The sequence below is a fragment of the Niallia alba genome, from assembly GCF_012933555.1.
Taxonomy (GTDB): domain Bacteria; phylum Bacillota; class Bacilli; order Bacillales; family Cytobacillaceae; genus Niallia; species Niallia alba.
In genome coordinates this window covers 2,701,049-2,724,668 of sequence record NZ_JABBPK010000001.1, presented here as the reverse complement: position 1 = coordinate 2,724,668, position 23,620 = coordinate 2,701,049, and the positions used below count along the sequence as shown (strand labels likewise).

Annotated in this window: 24 protein-coding genes and 2 pseudogenes; 10 read left to right on the top strand and 16 right to left on the bottom strand. The window is 34.7% G+C overall.

Annotated features, from left to right (window positions below):
- Window positions 1–216: 216 nt before the first annotated feature.
- Together HHU08_RS13055 and HHU08_RS13050 are read left to right on the top strand one after the other, a co-directional pair.
- The gene (locus HHU08_RS13055; protein WP_101731133.1) at window positions 217–1,698 is read left to right on the top strand and encodes a sucrose-6-phosphate hydrolase; all 1,482 of its coding nucleotides are present in this window, start codon (window positions 217–219) and stop codon (window positions 1,696–1,698) included.
- 6 nt (window positions 1,699–1,704) lie between these two features.
- The gene (locus HHU08_RS13050) at window positions 1,705–2,682 is read left to right on the top strand and encodes a LacI family DNA-binding transcriptional regulator (protein WP_169188634.1); all 978 of its coding nucleotides are present in this window, start codon (window positions 1,705–1,707) and stop codon (window positions 2,680–2,682) included.
- 53 nt (window positions 2,683–2,735) lie between these two features.
- On the opposite strand, the gene HHU08_RS25965 is transcribed toward HHU08_RS13050, so the two are convergent.
- From HHU08_RS25965 to HHU08_RS12985, 13 genes and pseudogenes are all read right to left on the bottom strand, one after another.
- Window positions 2,736–3,302, bottom strand: coding sequence for an aminoglycoside phosphotransferase family protein (locus HHU08_RS25965; protein ID WP_169189679.1), 567 nt, complete (start codon window positions 3,300–3,302; stop codon window positions 2,736–2,738).
- A gap of 26 nt (window positions 3,303–3,328) precedes the next feature.
- On the bottom strand, window positions 3,329–3,610 hold the full coding sequence (locus tag HHU08_RS13040) for a hypothetical protein (RefSeq protein WP_205835613.1): 282 nt from the start codon (window positions 3,608–3,610) through the stop codon (window positions 3,329–3,331).
- Window positions 3,611–3,889: 279 nt separating this feature from the next.
- Window positions 3,890–4,573 (bottom strand): DUF421 domain-containing protein, encoded by a 684-nt coding sequence (locus tag HHU08_RS13035; RefSeq protein WP_097159208.1) that lies wholly within the window; start codon window positions 4,571–4,573, stop codon window positions 3,890–3,892.
- 23 nt (window positions 4,574–4,596) lie between these two features.
- The gene (locus HHU08_RS13030) at window positions 4,597–5,175 is read right to left on the bottom strand and encodes a CBO0543 family protein (RefSeq protein WP_169188633.1); all 579 of its coding nucleotides are present in this window, start codon (window positions 5,173–5,175) and stop codon (window positions 4,597–4,599) included.
- 209 nt (window positions 5,176–5,384) lie between these two features.
- Window positions 5,385–6,902: a phospholipase D-like domain-containing protein gene (locus HHU08_RS13025; protein WP_169188632.1), complete on the bottom strand. Its 1,518-nt coding sequence runs from the start codon at window positions 6,900–6,902 to the stop codon at window positions 5,385–5,387.
- A 352-nt stretch (window positions 6,903–7,254) separates the two neighbouring features.
- A pseudogene (locus HHU08_RS13020) lies at window positions 7,255–7,761 on the bottom strand (DUF421 domain-containing protein).
- 115 nt (window positions 7,762–7,876) lie between these two features.
- The gene (locus HHU08_RS13015; RefSeq protein WP_169188631.1) at window positions 7,877–8,737 is read right to left on the bottom strand and encodes a DUF421 domain-containing protein; all 861 of its coding nucleotides are present in this window, start codon (window positions 8,735–8,737) and stop codon (window positions 7,877–7,879) included.
- Window positions 8,738–8,766: 29 nt separating this feature from the next.
- Entirely contained in the window at window positions 8,767–8,973 is a 207-nt protein-coding gene (locus HHU08_RS13010; protein WP_009336483.1) for a DUF1657 domain-containing protein, read from the bottom strand.
- An 11-nt stretch (window positions 8,974–8,984) separates the two neighbouring features.
- Window positions 8,985–9,335, bottom strand: coding sequence for a stage V sporulation protein AE (gene spoVAE, locus HHU08_RS13005; protein WP_098797242.1), 351 nt, complete (start codon window positions 9,333–9,335; stop codon window positions 8,985–8,987).
- Complete coding sequence (gene spoVAD / locus HHU08_RS13000; protein ID WP_061794311.1) at window positions 9,332–10,351, bottom strand: stage V sporulation protein AD; 1,020 nt, start codon at window positions 10,349–10,351, stop codon at window positions 9,332–9,334. The genes spoVAE and spoVAD overlap by 4 nt, the downstream gene beginning before the upstream one ends.
- Window positions 10,351–10,830, bottom strand: coding sequence for a stage V sporulation protein AC (spoVAC, locus tag HHU08_RS12995; protein ID WP_066235783.1), 480 nt, complete (start codon window positions 10,828–10,830; stop codon window positions 10,351–10,353). Before spoVAC ends, spoVAD begins: the two co-directional genes overlap by 1 nt.
- Window positions 10,831–10,847: 17 nt before the next feature.
- A complete protein-coding gene (locus tag HHU08_RS12990; RefSeq protein WP_066235784.1) occupies window positions 10,848–11,321 on the bottom strand; it encodes a YhcN/YlaJ family sporulation lipoprotein in 474 nt (157 codons plus the stop codon).
- An 81-nt stretch (window positions 11,322–11,402) separates the two neighbouring features.
- Window positions 11,403–11,609 carry a DUF1657 domain-containing protein gene (locus tag HHU08_RS12985; protein WP_013352384.1) on the bottom strand — a complete coding sequence of 69 codons (207 nt, stop codon included), beginning with the start codon at window positions 11,607–11,609 and terminating at the stop codon, window positions 11,403–11,405.
- Window positions 11,610–12,347: 738 nt separating this feature from the next.
- Between HHU08_RS12985 and HHU08_RS12980 the strand changes: the two genes are divergently transcribed.
- The 5 genes from HHU08_RS12980 to HHU08_RS12960 all read left to right on the top strand — a co-directional run bounded on the left by HHU08_RS12980 (window position 12,348) and on the right by HHU08_RS12960 (window position 17,599).
- Complete coding sequence (locus HHU08_RS12980) at window positions 12,348–13,829, top strand: spore germination protein (RefSeq protein WP_169189602.1); 1,482 nt, start codon at window positions 12,348–12,350, stop codon at window positions 13,827–13,829.
- 8 nt (window positions 13,830–13,837) lie between these two features.
- Window positions 13,838–14,932: a GerAB/ArcD/ProY family transporter gene (locus HHU08_RS12975; RefSeq protein ID WP_169187808.1), complete on the top strand. Its 1,095-nt coding sequence runs from the start codon at window positions 13,838–13,840 to the stop codon at window positions 14,930–14,932.
- A gap of 4 nt (window positions 14,933–14,936) precedes the next feature.
- Complete coding sequence (locus tag HHU08_RS12970) at window positions 14,937–16,067, top strand: Ger(x)C family spore germination protein (RefSeq protein ID WP_169188630.1); 1,131 nt, start codon at window positions 14,937–14,939, stop codon at window positions 16,065–16,067.
- A gap of 510 nt (window positions 16,068–16,577) precedes the next feature.
- The gene (locus tag HHU08_RS25715; protein ID WP_283950795.1) at window positions 16,578–16,892 is read left to right on the top strand and encodes a CBO0543 family protein; all 315 of its coding nucleotides are present in this window, start codon (window positions 16,578–16,580) and stop codon (window positions 16,890–16,892) included.
- Window positions 16,893–16,915: 23 nt separating this feature from the next.
- The gene (locus tag HHU08_RS12960; RefSeq protein WP_097159208.1) at window positions 16,916–17,599 is read left to right on the top strand and encodes a DUF421 domain-containing protein; all 684 of its coding nucleotides are present in this window, start codon (window positions 16,916–16,918) and stop codon (window positions 17,597–17,599) included.
- Between the two features lie 129 nt (window positions 17,600–17,728).
- Here the strand turns inward: HHU08_RS12960 and HHU08_RS12955 are convergent.
- Window positions 17,729–18,157, bottom strand: a pseudogene (locus tag HHU08_RS12955) (ATP-binding protein); the annotation flags it as partial.
- Window positions 18,158–18,312: 155 nt separating this feature from the next.
- Between HHU08_RS12955 and HHU08_RS12950 the strand changes: the two are divergent.
- Genes HHU08_RS12950 through HHU08_RS12940 form a run of 3 tightly spaced genes read left to right on the top strand, consistent with a single transcriptional unit; the run spans window position 18,313 to window position 21,539 of the window.
- Window positions 18,313–19,560, top strand: a complete 1,248-nt coding sequence (locus tag HHU08_RS12950) for a site-specific integrase (protein WP_169188629.1) — start codon at window positions 18,313–18,315, stop codon at window positions 19,558–19,560.
- A complete protein-coding gene (locus HHU08_RS12945; protein ID WP_169188628.1) occupies window positions 19,547–20,530 on the top strand; it encodes a tyrosine-type recombinase/integrase in 984 nt (327 codons plus the stop codon). Before HHU08_RS12950 ends, HHU08_RS12945 begins: the two co-directional genes overlap by 14 nt.
- On the top strand, window positions 20,517–21,539 hold the full coding sequence (locus HHU08_RS12940; protein ID WP_016205460.1) for a site-specific integrase: 1,023 nt from the start codon (window positions 20,517–20,519) through the stop codon (window positions 21,537–21,539). Before HHU08_RS12945 ends, HHU08_RS12940 begins: the two co-directional genes overlap by 14 nt.
- 52 nt (window positions 21,540–21,591) lie before the next feature.
- Here the strand turns inward: HHU08_RS12940 and HHU08_RS12935 are convergent, their stop codons facing one another.
- Both HHU08_RS12935 and istA read right to left on the bottom strand, forming a co-directional pair.
- Window positions 21,592–21,963, bottom strand: a complete 372-nt coding sequence (locus HHU08_RS12935) for an ATP-binding protein (RefSeq protein WP_235678819.1) — start codon at window positions 21,961–21,963, stop codon at window positions 21,592–21,594.
- Between the two features lie 2 nt (window positions 21,964–21,965).
- Entirely contained in the window at window positions 21,966–23,528 is a 1,563-nt protein-coding gene (istA, locus tag HHU08_RS12930; RefSeq protein WP_169188627.1) for an IS21 family transposase, read from the bottom strand.
- Between the last annotated feature and the right edge of the window lie 92 nt (window positions 23,529–23,620).

The following is a 23,620-nucleotide window of genomic DNA, read 5'->3' as shown; positions in this document are numbered from 1 at the left end:
ATTCCCCTTTCTATTAAATCGCTTTCAAAACCTTTTGCACGATAAACTTAACACCATTTTTATTTTGTGTCAAACGTTTATCATATATTTGAATATTTTTTTATAAATACTCTTAAATATTGTTATAAAACAAGGAAAACGTTTGACATATATTTAGAGGCGTTTTAAAATTCCATTAAGTAACCTAAGGATTTATAACGGAGGAGTTTAACTTACATGACAGAAATTATTAGCAAATGGACACGGGAACTTAGATATAAACCTTATTCTGAATGGGATGATGAATATGTGGTAGCTTTAACAAATTCAGTAGCCAGTTCTAAATGGCGAACTGGCTATCATATTGAGCCAAAAACTGGACTATTAAATGATCCGAATGGCTTCTCTTTCTTTAATGGCAAATGGCAGCTATTTTTTCAATACTACCCATTCGGGGCTGCTCATGGCCTAAAAAGTTGGTATCACTTAGAAAGTGAAGATCTCATTCATTGGGAAGAAAAAGGGATTGCCCTACAATCTGACAATAATTATGACTCTCATGGAGTATATTCTGGCTCAGCTTATCCAATCGATGAGGAAAAGCTATTCCTATTTTACACAGGCAATGTTAGAGATGATAATTGGAATCGTTTTACCTTTCAAAATGGTGCTTTTATGTATACAGACGGAACTATCGAAAAATTTGACAATCCATTAGTTAACCAGCCGGAAGAAACAACAGATCATTTTAGAGATCCCCAAATCTTTCGTTATCAAAATCAATTCTATATGATTATTGGTGCACAGAAACAATCAGATAAAACAGGAGCTATTTTTCTCTATAAAGCATTATCAAATAATATAAAGAACTGGAACTTAATTGGGGAATTGACTTTTTCTCGTTCTGAGCTCGGTTTTATGATTGAATGCCCTACCCTTATTTTTATTAAGGAGGTTCCTGTCTTACTTTTCTGTCCACAAGGGTTATCACAATCAATACACCCATACGAAAATATCTATCCGAATATGTACATTATTGGAGAAACATTTGAGCCTACTAATGCAGCAATTACCAATGCTACAAGTCTGCAAAATCTAGATGAAGGCTTTGAAGTCTATGCAACACAGGCATTTAATGCACCTGATGGGAGAGCTCTGTCTGTTAGTTGGATTGGTTTACCAGAAATAAGCTATCCGACTGATAAGGAAGGCTATCAAGGTATGTTGAGTTTAGTGAAAGAACTGACCTTGCATAATGGTAAACTGAAACAATATCCAGTAGATGAAACAAAAAGTTTGCGTCAAATAGAGCATATATTTCATCGTTCACTTGACACAAAAACCAATCGTTTTGAATTAGAATTGACGATACCCAAAAATGAAATCGTCGAACTAAAACTCTTTTCAAATGCTGATGAAACCCGCTATTTAGCCTTTACACTCGATTCAGTAAATGGTAAAGTTTCTGTAGATAGAGAATTTGCAGGCGAGCGCTTTGGAGAAGAATATGGCTTTAAACGAGAAGCGTTTGTTACCAAAAAGGAAGAAATGAAAATAAATCTATTTGCTGATACTTCTGTTTTTGAGTGCTTTGTAAATGAGGGTGAACGGGTTATTTCTGGGCGTGTTTTTCCAGATGAATCACAAACATTTGTTTACCTTCATTCTAAAATAGATCTCAGCGGAAAACTATGGAGACTAAATAATCAGAAGAGGTAGAATAAAATGGTTGCAAAATTAACCGATGTAGCCAAGTTAGCTGGAGTGAGTCCTACAACGGTAAGCCGTGTTATCAATAAAAAAGGCTATCTTTCAGAAAAAACAATAGCTAAAGTTCATGAAGCGATGAAAGAGCTTCATTATCATCCCAATAATCTAGCGCGCAGTTTACAAGGGAAGTCCACAAAACTAGTAGGATTAATCTTCCCTGCCTTGAATAATGTGTTTTATGCAGAACTAATCGATCACTTAGAGCGAGAGCTGTTTAATATGGGATATAAGACAATTCAATGCAATAGTGAACATAATTCGGATAAAGAACGTGAATATATTCAGATGCTCCAAGCAAATCAAGTGGAAGGAATAATTGCTGGTGCTCATAATCTAAACCATGATGATTATACAAATATCAAGGCACCTATTATTAGTTTTGACCGTTTTCTTGCATCAAGTATACCGATTGTGAGCAGTGACAATTATCAAGGTGGTGTTTTAGCTACTCGTTCTTTAATAAACCACGGTATTCAAAAAATAATCATGTTAACGGGAAGCAATGATATTAAATCGCCAACCCACTTGCGTACTAAAGGGTATTTAGATGAGATGAATAAAGCTGGTTTAGATCCCAAAGTAATTTCAATAAACGGAAGCTTTACTCCCTTAAGAAAATCAGTAGAGATATCTAAAATGCTTAAGTCAGAACAGCCAGAAGGAATCTTTTGCTCAGATGACATGAAAGCTCTTTTAGTTATAAATGAAGCGGAAAAACTTGGTTTATCAGCACCTAAAGACTTTAAACTTGTTGGTTATGATGGAACCTCTTTTATTGAAAACTATTTTCCTAAACTAACTACTGTCAAACAGCCTCTCGGAGAATTAGCTAAACTTTGTGTAGAACTACTTATACAGAAGATAGAAGGAGACAATAATCAAGAGGATCGTTATGAAATTCCCGTAAAACTAATAAGTGGGCAAACAAGTTGATCTTTCATCTCGTTTGCCCATTTATTTTATCAGATACGATATCCATTATTCTTTTATTGTTTCTTCTCCTTTTCAAATGTGTAATGATAAAGAAATGAAAATCTTGCTAACGCTGAGTTCCAGTCTATATTTTGTTTATTGCTAATGGCATAAAGTAAATTATGAAAAACTGGTTGTAATCCGTAAAATTTACTAACTCTGTCAAACAATGATTCCGATGGCTCCGTAGATTGATAATGAGCTAATACATCTCTTGTAAACTTTGGGCCAAACGACCAATAGATTCCTGCAAAATCAAAGGCGGGATCTCCTATTTGAGCATCAGTAAAATCGATGACACCAGTTATCCTCTCCTTTCGTTCCTGATAAATTATGTTTGATATGGTTAAGTCACCATGAATAACTACTTTTTTATTAAGTGAATCTGGATAATCATCTAGGAAATCATCAAATATATGGCTAATTTGTTCTTGTTGTTGGTTGCTTAAAAAAGGAAATAATTCTTTCTTAATGTTACCGTATAAGTCTTTCCAATACGTTAATGTGTGGATGGTTGTTAGATTTGTTCCCTCTAATTCTAATAAATGAATACTATGTAATTTCGTTAGAAAATCACCTATTCATTTTGCATTCTCCTTATTTTTAATTAATCAAGCATCAAAGCTATTTTCCCGTCTACATTTTCTATTAAAGTATTTACATCTGCATATCCCCAATACCGTACATACATGACGATATTTCCTCTAGAAGCAAATACTTCTTTCAAACTAAATTCCGGATCCTCATGCACTATTAACAGATCAAAATCAGAATGCTTTATTTGCACATAGTCTTCTCTGCTATAAGTAAACCGTTCTCTACTTATTAAGTCATCTATTAAATTGTCTGTTAGCCCTGTTATTCTCAACTGAAAAATTCTTGTATCCATACTGGGAGTATATTCACCGCTCCCATCTTCCCACCTTTTTCCTGGTACCACTCCGTTTTCATTTGTCTCATATTGTAATGGTGCTAAAGGGCTCCATTTAGGGGTAGCGTCAGGAAAATGCGGATTTACAACGTTAAGGAAACCAAAATATAAAAAGTCTAATTTCTCGGTGTTATAAGTGAAAAATTAGGCTTTAGTTACTTCATTAAAGCGCCTGATTGTTGAAGACTAAAGTTTATATTCACCAAGAAAATTGATGTGCTCTTATCCTAACAAATTTTATTTAGGACTTACATGTATGCCTTCACTCTCTCGCCAATCTGCGTAAAGTATACGCTTTACATTATCATATCCATTGGTAGTTAATTGGTTATCTAACCACTGTTGATCAAATCCGAGTTCATGTAAATTATCCCATAAAATTTCCCCATCTATAATTAACGATGTTGGGAGGTCTACTGGACTTTCTGGAAGATTGAGATCTTGCTTGTCTGGTTTTTGATACTTGGATTTTAATAATAAACTTATTTGCCCATTAGCTTCCAATATACCGTATTTGACTTCGCGAACTGAAAAGACATTATTTTGACGGAGTATACTCAATACTTGATTTACATCCAATTTGTTCTTTGTAAGTAACTTTCTGTCCATAACACCATCTCGAATGATGATGTTAGGATTGCCTAATAAGAGAGAACGTGTCGATTTATTTTTTAGAGTCATAAACTCTATTCCCAACATAAGAAACGTCCACAATCCGATGGCATATAAAAAATGAAAAATCCCTACCTTATCTTCATAAATGGTATTTCCTAAAAAATCTCCAAGTACTAACACAAAAACTAAGTGAAACGGGGTTAACTGATAGATGGATGTTCTGCCTGTTATGATAATGATAAAAAATAAAGTGGCAAAACCAACGATGACTTTGATCGTCAGTAAACCAATATTAACTTCTTCCAAAGTTTTTTCCTCCAATTTAAATTTTACTTAGTTGTAAGATCTTGAGGTTTAGATAAAGAGGCTAGTTTTAGTATTAAAGCTCGAGTTACAATTCCAACAATGATGTAATATATGAATGAATATCTGTATCTCCACTCTAAATAATTAACAAGTTTGACCCACTCGCAAAAGGGTTCACCTATATAGGCATATGTTAGTGCCATAATGATCTGGGCTAAAATAAAAGATTTCCATGTTCTAAAATATTGATATAACAACATGTAAGCTACAGGTACCATTGAAAAATCAAAAGGAAAGGCCCTGGGAATAAAAGGTAGGAATGCAATGGGGTAATCCCAAAAACTGTACTGTGCACCAACTACATCTAATAAGGTTGTTGTCAAGATAATTATGGTACCAAATAACAAAATTTCTAAAATAATGTCTCGTTTAACAAGTTTAGCCCATATAACCCAAGGCACAACTAAAAAAACGACTAGTATCCACCATTCCCAAGTTAAAAACTCATTTTTTAGCCAACTATTTAATTCTAAATGATAGAGCTTATCTTCTAATAAACGTATTTCCTTAAGATTTTCAAATATATTATCTATTGATATCACCTCTATATTTAAATGAAAAGGTAACAGATATTTTTGAATTCAAACTCTTTGAGCTGCCTTTTTAGTATTACCGTTTTTTAGTAATGAATTTCCATCGTAAATAAGAAAAAACCCATGTTGGAAGTTCTTTTTCAAATAAGTCAGAAATATATTAAAAACAAAGTTAAATCTAGATTTAAGATAGAACAATAAAAACAGGATACATCAACTTATAATAATGGAGAAAGCACGCGAGCACCCTGTTCAACAATGCGCTCGGTCAGGGATCGTTGCAACAAGTCTTCAATTCTTAATGGTACAGAATCAGTAAGATCCCTCTCGAACTGCTCTGTGAGTTCCCTTGCCACATCAGCACTGTACACGACTTGACACACCTCATAATTCAGGCGAAAACTTCTCATATCATAGTTTGCTGAGCCTACGGCAGCAATCTCCTCATCGATGGTCAACACCTTCGCATGTATCATTCCTTTGTCGTACTGGTAGATTTGAACTCCAGCTTCTATAAGTTCTCCGTAATAAGTACGGCTTGCAAGACCCACGATTTTTTGATTATTGTGGCGAGGAACCAGCAATCTTACACGGACACCACGAGTTACTGCTGTCTTTAATGCCATGATAATATCCGTTTCTGGTACAAAATAGGGAGTTGTTATATCAATAGTCTTGGTCGCCTGTGTTATACATATAAAGTAAGCTTGACGAATAACTGGGGTAGGAATTCCAGGGTTTCCTTCCAACGTATGGATGTACGCTTTTTGCAATTCTCCTGTCTTTGTTTGGGTATTGTCTGTTTTACCTTCTATAGGCCATAACTCAGATCCGAATTCGGCAGGCCATCTTGAAAGATCTATGCTGCCGGTTGGATTGATTTCCTTTGATTTATATTTTGGGATTTTAGTGGCCTTTTTCGTTGCCTCAGATTTTGTTTTTGACTTTATCCGTTCTGGTACAGCGATATTCCAATGAACGTCGAAGATAGTCTGCAAGTCGCCTGTTGCTTCCCCTATAATTTGCAAATGAGTGTCCCTCCAAAATCCTACGTCTGGCTTTAATCCTGTATATTCATACCCAACGTTCATACCGCCAGTAAAGGATTCCTTTCTGTCAATCGTCACAATCTTACAATGATCCCGATAATTCCAATTGGACAAAATCCAGGGAAATCGCAGAGGAAATATTGTCCTGCATTCTATCCCTGCTTCAACCATCTGCCGGATTTTTTCACGCGGGAATTTATAACTCCCCAAGCTATCTCTCATAAAACGAACCTGCACTCCATTTAATGCTTTTTCGATTAGCAGTTCTGTGATTCGATTACCAATTTGGTCGTTCCGATAGATGAAATATTCCAGATCAATGGTTTCTTGGGCTTTTTGTAGGGATTCGATAAGTTGTTCATATTTTGCTATCCCATTGTTAAACACTTGGACTTGGCCCATTCGAAGCCCATTCACAGTGAAATGCCGTAAAGCATTGGTAATTACCGATGCTGAAGCACCGAATGTCTCAGGTAATTTGTTAGATTCATTTTTAGAACAGGTCAATCTTTTTCGATGAATAAACTTAGGGTTTGATATGCTAAGATATAGCCAGAAACCAATGACAGGTAAAAAAAGGACGATTATTATCCAATTCAAAGCCTTGGCAGGCCGACGAACTTCCCAAATTGCTATGAATAAGATAAAGAACGTATTTAACAGGTATAGATAAAAAATCCACTCCAACTGGAATCCCTCCTTCTGTTTCTCTTATCATGTACAAACTATGTAACCAGTATACGTATGGAATATGAAGGGATTGTCTGTTATATATTATGGACTACCTTTATAAGAACTTGTATAAGATATTAAGAACGAAAAAAAGAGAATTAAGGTTGGGAAAGTTCTGACATCAAGAAAGGCTTAATGATCTGGGCACTGTCCTAACTAGAGACTTAGTGATTTTGAAAATTACCATCTGGTAAATTCCTAAATATAGGTATAATTTTTTATAAATTTGGAAAATGAAATTGGTAAATGCAATAAGGAGTAAATAAGAGAAAACATTAATTTATATTGGGAGGAAATCGTCTTAAAATTAGTCGTTAACATCTTTTTTGTTAATGTTTAATGAATGATCGGTATCTCTAACAGCAGCATAAAAAAAATCTTTGATTTGAAGATATCACTTTGCCTTTAGTTCTTCCTTTAACCACTTTTCATTTTTGTTGATAAATTTTAATTTACGCTTTTGCACTTTCCCTTCAATGACAACGACTATGGGTAATCCGCGGTATTCCACTTTCATATGTAAATCTTTTGGAGTAATAGGAACTAATTCTTTTCTTGGAAAAATGCTAATTTCACCTGTTGCTTCCAAAATCGCATATTCATTATCGTGAATATCCGGATATCCTGTTGTTCTTAAATTAGACAACAGCTCAGGTAAAGGATATCTACTTTCCTTTAAATTTCGATTAAGATAAAAAAGAATCGCTCCAAAATCATGAGGGGTAAGTTGGGATAGAGCTGATTTCCCTAAAATATTTACTGCTACAATAAACACAATATAGATAAAAATAACTTTAACTAAAAAAATAGACACTTCTAACACCTCGTAAAAAAATTCACCTTAGTCCGAAATTGGACTAAGGTTTTTAAACTTATTTCAATTAAAAATGGTATCTTTTTTTCGTCATGTATGAATCTAAGCTAAATCCTTATCCTTTTAAAATAGGGGTCACTTTATCAATGGCTTCTTGTAATTTTTCACTGTTTAACCTATACATTTGTTTGGCGTCTTTTGATTCCGTTCCAAGAGCAAATAGTTCTAAGTCTGCTTGACATTTTTTCAAGGTTGAAAGAATTAAGGGTCTTTCTTGTGGGGGGGCGACTTGTAATTTATCGTCAAACAGATCAATCGTTAACTCTCCGTAAGAATTAACCTGTCCCAGAAATACATTTTCAATCGTTACCCCTAGTTTTTCTAATTCAGTTTGTAGCCAAGCCCGACTTCGTCCAATCGTGGCTAGTGGTTCATCCATTATTGTACCATCCATAATAATGGTCTGAGGCTCCTTGATTGAAGCAACCTTCAAGTTTATATCCTTTGCTGTTAAAGGTTGATTTTCTTTCTTTAGCATCACAGATAAATCACCTGTTGCCTCTAAAACAGCAAATTCTACATCAGAGACTTGAAAGACATCCTTCCTGCGAAGTAGCTCTAACAGTTCATCTGTCGTATATCTTTCCTTTTTTAAATTATCTTCCATAATCTTCCCATCTTTGATAAATACAGTTGCTTTTCCTTCTATAAAATTGCGAAAACCTTTACTTTTTAAGGAAATTAAACCAGTGAAAAAGGGAATAGCCGCAAAAATGACAATTCCAATAATTCCGTGAAAAATCTTCCGTTCAAGTCCCGTAGCCACTTCTGCACCAATACTTCCAATAGACATACCGGTGACATATTCAAAGAAAGATAGTTCTGAAATTTGCTTTTTCCCTAACCATTTTGTAATGAAAAATAAAACAGCAACAAATAATGCTGAGCGTACAGCTATATCTAACCATTCAGGCACTGCTTACACCCCCTGTAAATATAGTTTTTCTAGAAACCTTTGTACTGAAGTTCCTCTCCTTCTAGTTCTCCTACTCTTTTTTTTAAATCTTTTGTTACTTCGTGTACTACCATCATAGCCTCATGCAAAGTTCGCTTCGATTCATCATCAAGAGTCCGTAATGCTAAACTTGAGAGACTTGCTTCTACCCCTTTTAGACTGGCAAAACACTGTTTAACATCTGATCCTACTGTCATCCTAATTCTCCTTATCCTTTTGGCTTAAAAATTAAAGCTCCTATCATGCCGAAAACAATGGCAGCTGAAATACCAGAACTAGTTACTTCAAACATTCCTGTCAGTACACCAACTAACCCATGTTTTTCTGCTTCCTGCATCGCACCATGAACAAGCGAATTCCCAAAACTTGTAATCGGAACGGTAGCCCCTGCCCCAGCAAAATCAATCAAAGGCTCGTATAGTCCAAATCCATCTAAAAGAGCCCCAATCACTACAAGAGCACTTAAGGTATGACCTGGTGTCAATTTAAATACATCAAACATAATTTGCCCAATGATACAAATTAAACCGCCTACGACAAAAGCCCAAAAATAGATCATGTTAATTGTTCACCTCCGTATTCAATTGACACTGCATGGGCGATACAAGGAATTGTTTCATTTTGCTGAAAGGACAACGGTGAAAGCAAAGCACCTGTAGCCACAACTAACATTCGTTTAAATTCACCTTTTTTCATGCGGTTTAATAAATGCCCATAAACTACCGTTGCTGAACAGCCTGCACCGCTTGCTCCTGCAAGAACGGGTTGTCCTTCCCGATAAATCATAAGGCCACAATCCTGGTATTGTTCTTCACTAATAGGAGTTCCATGCTTTTTAAATAGATCCATGGACACTTCCTGTCCGATTTGGCCAAGGTCACCGGTTACAATTAAATCGTAATAAGATGGCTCAACATTTCGTTCCTTTAAATGGGCTTCAATGGTATCAACCGCAGCTGGCGCCATAGCTCCTCCCATGTTAAATGGATCTGTCAATCCCATATCGATTACACGACCAATTGTGGCAGATGTGACATGAGGTCCTTCCCCAGAATCACTTAATAGGGCTGCACCTGCACCAGTAACCGTCCATTGTGCCGTAGGTGGCTTTTGTCCACCATACTCAGTTGGATACCGAAATTGTTTTTCAACAGCTGTATCATGACTGGAAGCTCCTGTTAACAAATATTTCGCTCCTTTTGTATTTACAATATAAGCACCTAGAGCCAGTCCTTCCATCGAGGTAGAGCAAGCACCGAATAAGCCAAAATAAGGAGCTCCAATCGTTCTGCTAGCGAAACTTGTTGGGGTGATTTGATTGATTAAGTCCCCAGCTAGGATAAATTGAACTTGATCCTTTTGTATGCCCCCTTTTTCCATGGCTTTTTGGCAAGCCTCTTCAAAAAGGATTTTATGTGCTTTCTCATAGGAATCCTGCCCAAGCCATAAATCAGCATGAAGAGTATCGAAATCATCTGGGATAGCACCATTGGCTTCAAATGGTCCACCAACGGTTCCAGTGGAGATAATGACAGGCTTTTGTTCGAAGATCCATGTACGATGACCTGCTAGCATTATAAACCACCCCATCTGATTAAAATTGTTTTAATTAAGGCAATGATAAAAGCAGAAAACACACCAAATAAAATGACAGAACCGGCTAGTTTAAACATATTGCCGCCTACGCCCAGTACAAATCCTTCGGTTCGATGTTCAATGGCAGGTGATATGACCGCATTGCCAAAACCTGTTACAGGTACAGCTGTTCCAGCCCCACCAAATTGGGCCATTCGATCATATACGCCAAAACCAGTAAGAAGCATTGTAATAAAAATTAACGTACCCACCGTCGGATTTCCGGCCGTTTGCTCAGTAAAATCGAAATAATAAATGTAAAAGTCTGAAATAAGCTGACCAATCAAACAAATAAGTCCACCGGTTAAAAAGGCCTTAATACAATTTTTAACAACCGGTCTTTTGATCTCTCGTTGTTTTTGCAATTTTTGATATTCCTGTTGCACAGGAGTAAGTTGTTTCTTTTGATTGTTAGACATAACTCGATCCTTCCTCTTTAGGTTTGTTCCTTCATAAGACTTTTCAGTTTGTTCAAATCATTTTTTAAGTTCTTCTTATTCATATCGTTTTTTTTCAGTCTTTGCTCGACCTTTTCAAGCTCCCAGAATATTTTTTTATCAGTCGAAACAAAAACTTTATAGTCGGGATACTTTTTTTCTAAGTCGGATTTTACTGACTTCTCGATACTCTTTAATCGAAATCGATCAAAATTCTCAACTTTAATCGCTGCCATAAGCTCTTTATCAGTATTCACAGCTTTTACGTCTGTAATATCTTCCTTGGCAATTATCTTTTCTTTCGCATGATTGGCAACGGATTGATCAATTGGCTTACTTGTATGTACTTGTGAAATACCAAAAGTACTATTACCTTGAGTAAATTCATTTTGATTACCATTACATCCTGATGCGAAACCAATGACCATTATAATAAAAAGTAGGTTTTTCAATGTGGTTATTTTATCTTTCAAAAAAACACCTCCATTTTTTTTCATTATTTGAACAGCTGAAAAAAGGTTGGTTAAGAGGCCAACCTTTTTTCGCCTTACTAATTACTGTTGTTTGTATTGAGGTTCTTCTTGTTCGATTTGTTGAACACGTGGTTCAATGCTGTCTACAACGGATTGGGTTTGCTTAGCTGCATCTTGGTAAAGTTGCTTAGCTTGTTGATTATCTGTACTAAGAGCAAATGTTTCAAAGCTAGCTTGAGCACTTTTCAATCCTGCTAGAGCTGTTTTAACGTCATTTATTACTGTCATGATAATTTCCTCCTTGAATTTTTTTTACTCTTTTATTTTGCTTTATGGAGAATTTTTTATTCAATGATTTTTGGGAAATTTAAATCTAAATTATTTTTGACGTATAGCTCCATTTTTTCGATAATAACCCCTTTTCCATATCCCCATCATTTCTTCTATTTCTCGTTGACAGCAATAGCTCTTATAACTTTTCATTTTTTCTTTTCTCAACTTCAATTTCTTTTACACCCCTACCTTTATAAAATAAGATGATTGTATTTCCTGAAAGGACTAATATTTTTCCCATTTTTCGGATATTATCCCAAAGTTTTAAGAGTTTCTCCCTCTTAATCATCCTATTTATGGGTATTTAACATTGAAAATGTAATAACAAAGATAAACGCATGCATTTGTCGCCGTATTAAGGTTTGTCTAATACATAAAAAGGAACTGTTTTGTTATTAAACATCAAATTTTTCATACATTTTAGAAGGTGAAAAAATGACAACAAAACAAAAAAGGAAATCCTTTCAACGTTTAACGTTAAAACCAAAAAAGGACATTGAAGAAATAAAATTTGGGATTAATCTGAGAGAAAAAGGGTAATAACTGACAAGAAACCAACCTCTTAAACTAGACACAATAATGGTTTAACGCTGTCCATTATGATGTATTGGTTCTACGATCCTTCTATCCATATTCTGTATAAAATAATTTTTTTAACAGACACTATAAAAAACGTTGAAGGAAATGATAAGAATGACAGAGCGTAATAATAATGAGAGCTTGCCAGGTTATGAAAAAATTAAATCGATTCTTAATGAATCACCCGACTTGAATTGTCGAAAGATTGAAGCTGGACAAGTGGGGATTCATATTATTTTCATGAAGAATTTAATTAAGCCAGAGATTCTAAATGAATATGTCATTAAATACATTGAACAACTTTCTGTAGAATACTTACATTACACCTATTTAATGAAAAACATTCCTATAGAAGAAATAATGGTAAATATAGAGGAACAAGAAGTTATCTCTTCCCTATTAAATGGATTTGCTTATATTTATTTCTTAGAAGAGAAAAAGGGATTCATGGTGAACTGCGCAAATCCCATTGAACGCTCTATTGAGAAAGCAGAAACAGAATCGTTAGTATATGGACCTAAAATTTCGTTCACTGAATCATTAACTTCTAACGTTAAGATAATCAGACAAAATCTAAATGATTATAATTTGTGCACGGATGAAATAAAGATTGGGGAACGCGTTCAAAAGCAAGTAAGAATTGTATATATAAAAGATATTGCGAACGATGACACTCTTCAGACACTTAAGGAAAGGATTAAACAATTAAAAACGGATAATATAAGTGACAGTGCCGTTTTGGCTCAATGCCTAGAAGATAATCATTACTCTTTATTTCCACAATTTATATTAACAGAGCTGCCCGATCGATTCATCTACTCGATTATAAACGGGCGAATTGGTGTTTTTATAGATGGTAGCCCAGTAGGGATTATAGGTCCTGCTAATTTTTTCTCATTTTTCGAATCAACAGAAGATATCTATTTGAGATGGTCTTTAAGTACATTTATTCGTTTTATCCGATTTTTTGCTATGGTAGGTTCTATTTTTTTAACAGCCATTTATGTGGCTGCCATGACTTATCATTTTGAACTCATACCATCTAAATTGTTATTTATCATTGGACTATCACGTTCACAAGTTCCTTTTCCGCCCTTATTAGAAGCACTCTTACTAGAATTGTTAATTGAGTTACTTAGAGAATCTGGTGCCCGCCTTCCTTCAAAAGTAGGACAAACAATGGGAATTGTAGGAGGTATTGTCATTGGCCAAGCAACGGTTGAGGCAGGATTAACTAGCAATATTTTAATTATCATTGTTGCATTTAGTGCATTAGGGGCATTTTCGGCTCCTATTTATGAAATGGGCACTGCTGTCAGAATTGCTAGATTTCCAATCATTATTTTAGCAGGTGTTTGGGGGTTAAATGGAATCATTTTTGGTATATGTATTCTAATGGTTCACTTGTTAAAATTAACTTCTTTAAATAAACCTTATCTTGCACCTCTATATCCGCTAAGAATGAAAGATTTGCAATATTTTTTAATACGTCTCCCCCACCATTTTTATATGAGGCGACCGTTAGTAAATCGACCAAAAGACTCCATTCGCCTGAAGGAGCGATTAAGAAATATAACAGATTTAGATGAATTTTGAGGTGCAAAATGAAATCAAATATACGATTTGTTAACGCCTTTATGGCGTTTTATATCATACACACTTCGCAAATTGGTATGGGAATTCTTGAAGTTCCAAGAATTGTGTATCTAGAATCAAAAAAAGATGCTTGGATATCCATTTTACTATCTGGTTTATTCGTTAGCTTGATTACATGGTTAATGATTTCTATCCTAAAAAAAAATGAAGGTGGTACTCTTTTTGAAATTCATGAACATATATTCGGACGCTTGATTGGTAGTATTTTTAACTTCCTTATTGTCATTTACTTTATTGCCGTCCATTATTCGATTACCATTAGTTATGTCGAGTTGTCACTAACATGGGGATATGAAGGTGTCTATGAATGGGTCGGGGTATTGGTTTTATTAATATTAACCATTTATGCTGTATCCGGCGGATTTAGAGTAGTGACCGGTGTTTGCTTCTTATCCTTTTTATTGACTATATGGCTGCTATTTGTTGTGTACCAACCACTTCAAACCATAAACCTAACTAGGATTTTACCTATTATGACGACAACTCCTTCAGAAATTATGAAAGGAGTTTTCAAGAGCAGTTATACAATGTTAGGTTTCGAGACGTTATTTTTTATTTTTCCATTTATAAAGGAGAAAAATAAACTACAGCTGTTTAGTCAAATAGCAGTCTGGTTTACGACCATTCTTGTTTTAATAACAACTGTTGTTTCTATTTTATTTTTTAGCGCGAAAGAATTAGAGAAGAATGTATGGCCTGTTGTCAGCATGATTAGCACGGTCCATTTTCCATTTATTGAGCGCTTTGAATTTGTTGCGGTTCCATTATGGATTTTAGTTATTTTTCCAAACCTATGTATCACTCTGTATATTTCTTCCATGGGTATTAAACAGATTTTTCATATAAAACAGAAATATGGAATATGGCTCATCTCCATTATCCCTTTTATCTGCAGTTTTTTAATTACTAAAAGAGTAGATAATAATTATTTTTTTGATCAAATTGGCAAAATTGGATTTTTTCTGTGGTTTATCTATCCGATTTTCTTGTATGGAATAACCATTATAAAATCAAAAATCAATACTCGTTCCAGAAGGAGTTGAAAGAATGAAAAAAATTGTTATTCTGCTGTGTTCTCTTCTTTGTACTGCATGTATGGCCCCTGAAAAAATAATAGAAATGCAAGGAATTTCAACGATTATTGGTTTTGACTTGCTTGATGACAATACATACAAAGGCACTATCAGTTTGTTACAATTTGACCGAAAAGAAGAAAAGACAAGTGTAACCCTTTCTGCCGACGGAACGACTAATAAACAAATCAGACAAAAACTAGAGGAACAGACAAGCCATGATATTACGTCTGGTCAATTAAGGACCATACTGTTTAATAAAAATATGGCAGAAACAGTAGGAATTTCTTCTTTTCTGGATTCTATGCAACGAGATAGCAGTATCAGTTATTTAATCTTTTTGGCCATTACTGATAATGCTGAGGAGACGATTAAAAATAAAAACTATGAAGAATATCCCGAAATGGGATCCTATATCTATCAACTATTGGATAAACACGAAAAGAAAGAAATGTTAGTCAACTCCAACTTACATGATTTTATAACCACACTATATGAAATTGGTATCGATCCTACCCTACCCATGATAAAAAATGCAAATGGGGTAGCACCTTCTATAGATGGTGTTGCATTATTCAAAGAAGATAAAATTGTTGGATCTATTTCGTTGATAAACACCCTTTACATAAAATTATTCACAAATAATAAGGCATTTTTAGGGGATATAACTGTAGAGATTGCTGCTGAAGAACTAGAGAAAAGAGGTATGGCCGAACTCAACCTTCCTAAAAGTGATATTTATAAGATTACACTTCATCCAATAAAGTACAAAGGAAACATTGAAATAAAGAACGAAGAATTGGTTCATTTAAATGCAACGATTTCCGTTTCAACATTAGAATTTCAACCATCTATTTCTGTGAAAAATAAAGATTCACTAAACAAAATGGAGCAACTAATTGGTGAAGCCCTAAACAAAGAATTTGGATATATACTTGAGGAATTTAAAAATTTAAATACGGATCCCATTGGCATCGGAAGAAAAATAAGAAGTGTTAGAAAATATTCCTATTTAACTGAGGAAGATTTAAGACAAAAATATTCAGCACTAAAGATAAAACCAAATATAAAGGTGGAAATTAAGCGAACTGGAACAGTTGATTAACATATTTTTAGGAACAAAAGCGCTAACACCGACTTAACACGACCCAAGTGTTGATGAACTCCAACATGGTTTTTTTCTTATTTACGATGGAAATTCATTACTAAAAAACGGTAATACTAAAAAGGCAGCTCAAAGAGTTTGAATTCAAAAATATCTGTTACCTTTTCATTTAAATATAGAGGTGATATCAATAGATAATATATTTGAAAATCTTAAGGAAATACATTTATTAGAAGATAAGCTCTATCATTTAGAATTAAATGGTTGGCTAAAAATGAGTTTTTAACTTGGGAATGGTGGATACTAGTCGTTTTTTTAGTTGTGCCTTGGGTTATATGGGCTAAACTTTTTAACTTGGGAATGGTGGATACTAGTCGTTTTTTTAGTTGTGCCTTGGGTTATATGGGCTAAACTTGTTAAACGAGACATTATTTTAGAAATTTTGTTATTTGGTACCATAATTATCTTGACAACAACCTTATTAGATGTAGTTGGTGCACAATACAGTTTTTGGGATTACCCATTGCATTCCTACCTTTTATTCCTAGGGCCTTTCCTTTTGATTTTTCAATGGTACCTGTAGCTTACATGTTGTTATATCAATATTTTAGAAGATGGAAATCTTTTATTTTAGCCCAGATCATTATGGCACTAACATATGCCTATATAGGTGAACCCTTTTGCGAGTGGGTCAAACTTGTTAATTATTTAGAGTGGAGATACAGATATTCATTCATATATTACATCATGGTTGGAATTGTAACTCGAGCTTTAATACTAAAACTAGCCTCTTTATCTAAACCTCAAGATCTTACAACTAAGTAAAATTTAAATTGGAGGAAAAAACTTTGGAAGAAGTTAATATTGGTTTACTGACGATCAAAGTCATCGTTGGTTTTGCCACTTTATTTTTTATCATTATCATAACAGGCAGAACATCCATCTATCAGTTAACCCCGTTTCACTTAGTTTTTGTGTTAGTACTTGGAGATTTTTTAGGAAATACCATTTATGAAGATAAGGTAGGGATTTTTCATTTTTTATATGCCATCGGATTGTGGACGTTTCTTATGTTGGGAATAGAGTTTATGACTCTAAAAAATAAATCGACACGTTCTCTCTTATTAGGCAATCCTAACATCATCATTCGAGATGGTGTTATGGACAGAAAGTTACTTACAAAGAACAAATTGGATGTAAATCAAGTATTGAGTATACTCCGTCAAAATAATGTCTTTTCAGTTCGCGAAGTCAAATACGGTATATTGGAAGCTAATGGGCAAATAAGTTTATTATTAAAATCCAAGTATCAAAAACCAGACAAGCAAGATCTCAATCTTCCAGAAAGTCCAGTAGACCTCCCAACATCGTTAATTATAGATGGGGAAATTTTATGGGATAATTTACATGAACTCGGATTTGATCAACAGTGGTTAGATAACCAATTAACTACCAATGGATATGATAATGTAAAGCGTATACTTTACGCAGATTGGCGAGAGAGTGAAGGCATACATGTAAGTCCTAAATAAAATTTGTTAGGATAAGAGCATTTCTTGGTGAATATAAACTTTAGTCTTCAACAATCAGGCTGTTTTTTGCAAGCAAAAAGTGCAGAAAAATGCAGCGAAATTTACATAGGCTTGCAGCTAGTGTTTACATTAAATTCCATCTTGTGTTTTGATTGAAGAAAGTGCATTTTTCAACCGGTAACTTTCCCCGGTGAACGCAATGACATGGGCGTGATGCACTAATCTATCCACCAGGGCAGAAGTTAAACGATTATCCCCAAAAACTCGATTCCATTGACCAAATTCCAGATTAGAGGTTACAATCACACTCTTATGCTCATAACAGTCCGCAATAATGTGAAACAATAATTCTGATCCTTGCTTTTGAAAAGGGACGTATCCCAATTCATCTAGTATAAGCAAATCGCACTTCTCAATCTGGCGTTTTATCTTGTGTAAAGAACCTCCTTTCATCGCTTCCTCTAATTGGCCGACTAAATCAGCTACTCGGAAGAAACGGACCTCATACCCCATTTCACAAGCCTTTACTCCCAAAGCCATTCCCAAGTGCGTTTTACCTTTATGTAAAGCTTTACATAAAGGAAATTATCGAAAGATATTGTTTATGGAAAGAAATAAGCTTAAATCCAGACTTTTAGGAAGATTTATGTTTATTTCTTTCCATAATTCACCACAATGGATGATGTTTAAAAATATTATCTAGGTGGTGCCTTATGAATGAAAAAACTCCTGTTGAGGAACTAGTTTTCAATGTATTAGCAGAACTTGAGAGACTGAATTATTCCTATAATTCGATCTGTGGATATCGAGCATTTTATAAGCGTGTTGTTGCTTTCGCAACAGAAAAGAAAGAGAAATATTATTCTGAAGAACTAGGTAGTGAATTCTTAAAAGTAAAGTATGACTGCACTATCAATTATTATGTTGAAGCAATGCCGAAATTTTTAAGAGGCCCTATTCGAAGAATTAGAGTCCTTGGTGATTATCAGTTGCATGGAGTCATAATACGGAGGATATTTAAAAAGCCAGGTTATGTAAAACCAAGTCAATTCGAAAAAGAACTAGTTGCGTACGAAAAAGAATGTGCTGAAAACGAGTATTCAAAAAGAGGACTTCGTACACGTATGCAAAGACTGTACTTTTTCATACATTATCTAGATGCACGTGGTATTCAAAATGTTAATGAGATCACAGGTGAAACCATATCTGATTATGTCAAAACAATCTTTGCACATCATGAAAAAAGTATGGCATCAATTTTGACGACGCTAAGAGTATTCTTACGTTTTCTTTTTCTTAATCAAAATACGCAGGAAGACCTTTCATTAAAAGTACCAAAACAAAAGAAATACTATTATCCACCTATACCTTCGGTATGGAAACAAGAAGACGTAGTCTCAATGCTTGAAAACATTGATAGAGGAAATCCAACTGGAAAAAGGGATTATGCCATCCTTCTCCTAGTAGCACGTCTTGGAATTCGAGCAGGAGACATTAAATCCTTAAAACTTACAGATCTTGATTGGGAAAATAAAACCATAGTACTAAAACAGAATAAAACCAAAAGAATGGTTTCTTATCCAATACTTAATGATATTGGTTGGGCATTGATTGACTATCTAAAGGAAGCTCGTCCAGTAAGTGATTCACCATTTGTTTTTTTACGGATGAATGCACCGTATGAGGCATTTGGTAGAGATGCCAATCTACATAACATTATAACTAAGCATACAAGAAAGGCTGGTATCACTGTCTCGAAGGAAAAACGCCATGGTTTACATTCACTTAGGCATACATTAGCAAGTTCTCTCCTAGAACAAGGTACCCCTCTCCCTGTAATCTCAGAAGTTCTTGGGCATATCAACTCAAGATCTACGGCAGTATATTTACAAACTGATATCAAAAGTTTAAGAAAATGTGCTCTAGATCCAGAGGAGGTATTTAAAAATGACTCAAGATAAAGTTATTTTTACAAGCAATCTTAGCGAGCTTTTAAACGGATATGTAAAGGAACAGAGAGCTATTGGTTATAAATATATTAAAGGTGCTTCTCTATTGAAATATCTTGATATTTTTCTCGTCGAAAGTCACTTGACCGAGAAACGGCTTACTAAAGAAATAGTATTACAATGGACTAGAAAGAAACCGAATGAGACTGATAGTACTAGAAGCGGAAGAATTTCAATAGTTAGAGGCTTTGCAAAATACATGGTTCGACTTGGGTATGAAGCTTATATTTATCCAGCTGCAGCTGTGACAATTACAAGATATTCTTATATGCCACATATTTTTACTGAAGATGAAATGAGAGATTTATTTATTGTTTGTGATAATGCTCCAGTTTCTAAAGCATCACCTAATAGAAATATTGTCCTACAGCTACTAATAAGAATGTTATATGGATGTGGTCTTAGAATCTCAGAAGCTCTAAAGTTGAAACTAGATGATGTTGATTTAGAAAACGGAACTCTATTAGTTCGAAAAGCCAAACTCGGTAAGGAAAGACTTGTTCCAATGGCAGAAACATTGACAGAGCAATGCCGTCAGTACTCACATAAGGTTCATAGTTATGGGTCCTCTGAAGATTACTTTTTTCCATCACCATATGGCGGGCATTATAAGGAGGGTACTGTATATAAGCTCTTCAGGGATTTACTATGGAAAGCTGGAATATCCCATAGTGGTAAAGGCCCAAGACTTCATGATCTAAGGCATACTTTTTCTGTTCATTGTTTAAAGAAGTGGGTACTAAATGGAGAGGATTTAACAAATCTCCTTCCCTATCTTTCTACTTACTTAGGTCATGTCGATTTAAGAGGTACCCAACATTATCTAAGACTTACAGCTGAATTATATCCAACGATTACTGCTTCTATTGAAGAACACTATTCAACCTTAATACCGGAGGTATTTTTTCATGAAGCAGACTGATTTCGCTAAGACTTTGACTCGCTATTTATCGCAATATCTTCCAGGACAGAGAAATGTCAGTACAAATACAATCAAGTCATATCGGGACACGTTTAAACAGATACTGAAATTTTGTGATACGGAATTACAAATCAGCCCCGAATCCTTGACTTTTAATATGATAAAATCCGATACCATACAAGACTTTCTAGTTTGGCTTGAAAAGACAAAAGAGATAAGCATTAATACACGTAATCAACGTTTAGCAGCTATTCACAGTTTCTATCGATATGTGCAGATGGAAAATCCAGAAAATATGTTTGAGTGCCAGAAAATATTATGTATCCCATTCAAAAAGAGAGAAATAAAGCCAATAGATTATCTGACACAAGAAAGTCTAAAGGTTTTATTTGAACAACCGAACACAAATACAGCTAAGGGTCGTCGTGATTTAATTATTATGGCCCTTCTTTATGACACAGGAGCACGAATACAGGAATTAATCGATTTAAAAGTTGGAAATATTCGTCTAGCTAAACCAGCTACTGTTTTATTGATGGGGAAAGGTGGCAAGGCAAGATACGTTCCTATCATGGGGAAAACTAGAGATTTATTAGAAAACTATCTTAAAGAGAATTATTTGTTGGAAAATGGTAAACAAAATCATCCATTATTTTATAATAGTGCCCGCCAGCCCTTTACACGGCCGGGAATAACATATATTTTGGAGAAATATTTAATAAAAGCCAAGGAATTACATTCAGAAATAATGTTCCCAGATAAATTGAAACCTCATATGATGAGACACACTAAGGCTATGCATCTATTAGAAGCTGGGGTTAACCTTATTTATATTAGGGACTTATTAGGGCATGTCAATGTAAGTACAACTGAACATTATGCCAGAACTAACTCTCAAATGAAGAGGAAAGCGTTGGAGGCAGTCTATATGGAAGTTGTTAAGCAGAATGTTCCCGTTTGGGATGAAAATAAGGATTTAATGAATTGGTTAAAGGAACTCTGTAAATAAAATGTTATGGAAAGATTTTAGATGAAGGAACTACAGTATTGTAGAAAATTGTTTAGAGTCTTTCCATAAGCATAAACTTTCGATAATTACCTACACCTGGTGGCCCTAATAAAATCAAATTGTACAGCTGTTCTATCCAAGTTAAATCTTTTAATCTATTTAGTTGTTTGTTGCTTAAAGACTTTTGTTCTTTTAAATTAAACTCCTCAAGTGTTTTGCTGAAAGGAAAAGTTGCCCACTTTAATCGGTTGTTTAGTTGCTTTTCTTCTCTTCGAGTTTGCTCATAAGAAGTGACATCTAACAGGAATTGAGTAAATGAAAGGTCTTTTTGCTCAGCTTCTCTGATCAAATGGGGGAGATGCTTGGCAGTTTCAACGAGTCTTAACCCTTTCATTATGTCTTGTAATTGTTGGATTTGGCTCATCGCTATTCAACCTCCATTAAAACCGTGTAAGTATCTACTTTTCTTTTGTATGCTTCTGTTTCTAAAACCCATTCTGATAGCCTGTTCAAATTCTTAACTTCTTTCTTTTTATCAATAACTGTTTCATGTACCTGGCGCTGACGTTTCACATATGCAATGATATCGCCAAAATCAGTTGCACTGTATAATTTCCTTTTTAAACACTCTGCTAACGCTTTAGTCAGTACTTCGTTATCGATACCTTTTGTTTCGCGCAAGATGATTTGCAACTGGTCTTTAATGTAACGAGGATTTTTTTCCCTAACCTTCTCTAAATATTTAAAGGCTAGTTCTTTATCTTCAAATCTCTCAGCCACTGTATTAATGAATGCTCCAACACCTTTTGTACGATCCCTACTATGTTTTTTATCTTTTATTAACATCCCTTTCCCTTCGGGAATTGAATGTTTTGCAATAATTTCGCCAGTATCAGGTATATAAATAACTAATTCTTTAGTCTCCGTTTCCTTGATACATACTTTTTCATATTTGTTATAAGTTCCAAGTGGAAGAGAGTACCGATTAGATTGGTAACGAATAGTATTGTCCTTATGAACACATCTTGCTATACTTATCTCATAGTTATTTTGAATATCTATATTTTGGGAGACTGGTTTTAAGTGTTGCTTTTCCAGGAGGAACACTTCGAATGGTCTCTTTTTTGTTGTATTGTGTATTTTATAGTTACCCGTTCTGTTCAGCCATTCCCATCCTTGCTCATTCCAAGAGTCGATGTTATGAAACACTCTATGTTTGGCATAGTTTTGTTTGATAAATCCAACTACATTTTCTATTCTTCCCTTACTCTCAGGGTCAGCTTTTCTACAAACCCGAAGGTTTATTCCTCTGGATTCTCTATACTGCTGAAATTCTTTAGTTAAAATTAGATCTCCACCATTTTCGCTAACAACAATTAAACTATCTTGGTCATAAACGATCTCATTGGTCATTCCTCCATACCATTTAAACGCGTTCTCATGGGCTTGTATAACATCCCGTGTTGTAAATGGTCTATCCAACCACTCTTTATACTTTTGTCTAGAATGTGATAAGACAAAAGCTATAAAGTTGAGTTTGGCTTCCTTATTATCAACAGTTTTTTGTCTCGTATGACCAAAATCTACTTGCATTTGTTCTCCCATTGGGGGATCAGGAATTGCCTCATACATTCGAGGAGATGTTTCCTTATTTATTTTGTATTCTTCTCTTAATGCTTTTACATATGTTCTTACTGTACTTTCTCCAACAGTTAGATCTTTATATTTCTCTAAAAGCCAATCATAAACTTGTGCTGCTGACATATCCGGATGCATTCTCAACCAAGATAAAATCAGTTCTTTATATGGATCTAATTTTTTCTTTTTATACTGAAGAGAATCAACCCATTCCGCCATCTCCGAAGGAGATCTCTTTAAGTGCCTGTAAACAGTTGTTCGAGAAACCCCTAACTTTTCAGCTATCTTTGTCTGACTAAATCCTTGCTTTAATAATTGCTTTATCTCCATGTACATTTCCCACTTATCCACCTTCGCTAACCTCCACTGCAAGTATGAACTATGATCATTTTACAGTGATAGGTTGATATTTTTTGCTGGTATATTTGGGTAAATAAGCGTTT

Bases quoted from the DNA above. Each gene is read 5' to 3' on its own strand.
- HHU08_RS12935 (WP_235678819.1), bottom strand. From the start codon at position 21,963: ATGAGCCAAATCCAACAATTACAAGACATAATGAAAGGGTTAAGACTC.
- HHU08_RS12985 (WP_013352384.1), bottom strand. From the start codon at position 11,609: ATGACAGTAATAAATGACGTTAAAACAGCTCTAGCAGGATTGAAAAGT.
- HHU08_RS13050 (WP_169188634.1), top strand. From the start codon at position 1,705: ATGGTTGCAAAATTAACCGATGTAGCCAAGTTAGCTGGAGTGAGTCCT.
- HHU08_RS12975 (WP_169187808.1), top strand. From the start codon at position 13,838: ATGAAATCAAATATACGATTTGTTAACGCCTTTATGGCGTTTTATATC.
- spoVAE (WP_098797242.1), bottom strand. From the start codon at position 9,335: ATGATCTATTTTTGGGCTTTTGTCGTAGGCGGTTTAATTTGTATCATT.
- spoVAD (WP_061794311.1), bottom strand. From the start codon at position 10,351: ATGCTAGCAGGTCATCGTACATGGATCTTCGAACAAAAGCCTGTCATT.
- HHU08_RS12945 (WP_169188628.1), top strand. From the start codon at position 19,547: ATGACTCAAGATAAAGTTATTTTTACAAGCAATCTTAGCGAGCTTTTA.
- HHU08_RS12950 (WP_169188629.1), top strand. From the start codon at position 18,313: ATGAATGAAAAAACTCCTGTTGAGGAACTAGTTTTCAATGTATTAGCA.
- HHU08_RS12940 (WP_016205460.1), top strand. From the start codon at position 20,517: ATGAAGCAGACTGATTTCGCTAAGACTTTGACTCGCTATTTATCGCAA.
- HHU08_RS13040 (WP_205835613.1), bottom strand. From the start codon at position 3,610: ATGGATACAAGAATTTTTCAGTTGAGAATAACAGGGCTAACAGACAAT.
- HHU08_RS13055 (WP_101731133.1), top strand. From the start codon at position 217: ATGACAGAAATTATTAGCAAATGGACACGGGAACTTAGATATAAACCT.
- HHU08_RS12980 (WP_169189602.1), top strand. From the start codon at position 12,348: ATGACAGAGCGTAATAATAATGAGAGCTTGCCAGGTTATGAAAAAATT.
- spoVAC (WP_066235783.1), bottom strand. From the start codon at position 10,830: ATGTCTAACAATCAAAAGAAACAACTTACTCCTGTGCAACAGGAATAT.
- HHU08_RS12970 (WP_169188630.1), top strand. From the start codon at position 14,937: ATGAAAAAAATTGTTATTCTGCTGTGTTCTCTTCTTTGTACTGCATGT.
- HHU08_RS13010 (WP_009336483.1), bottom strand. From the start codon at position 8,973: ATGACAGTAGGATCAGATGTTAAACAGTGTTTTGCCAGTCTAAAAGGG.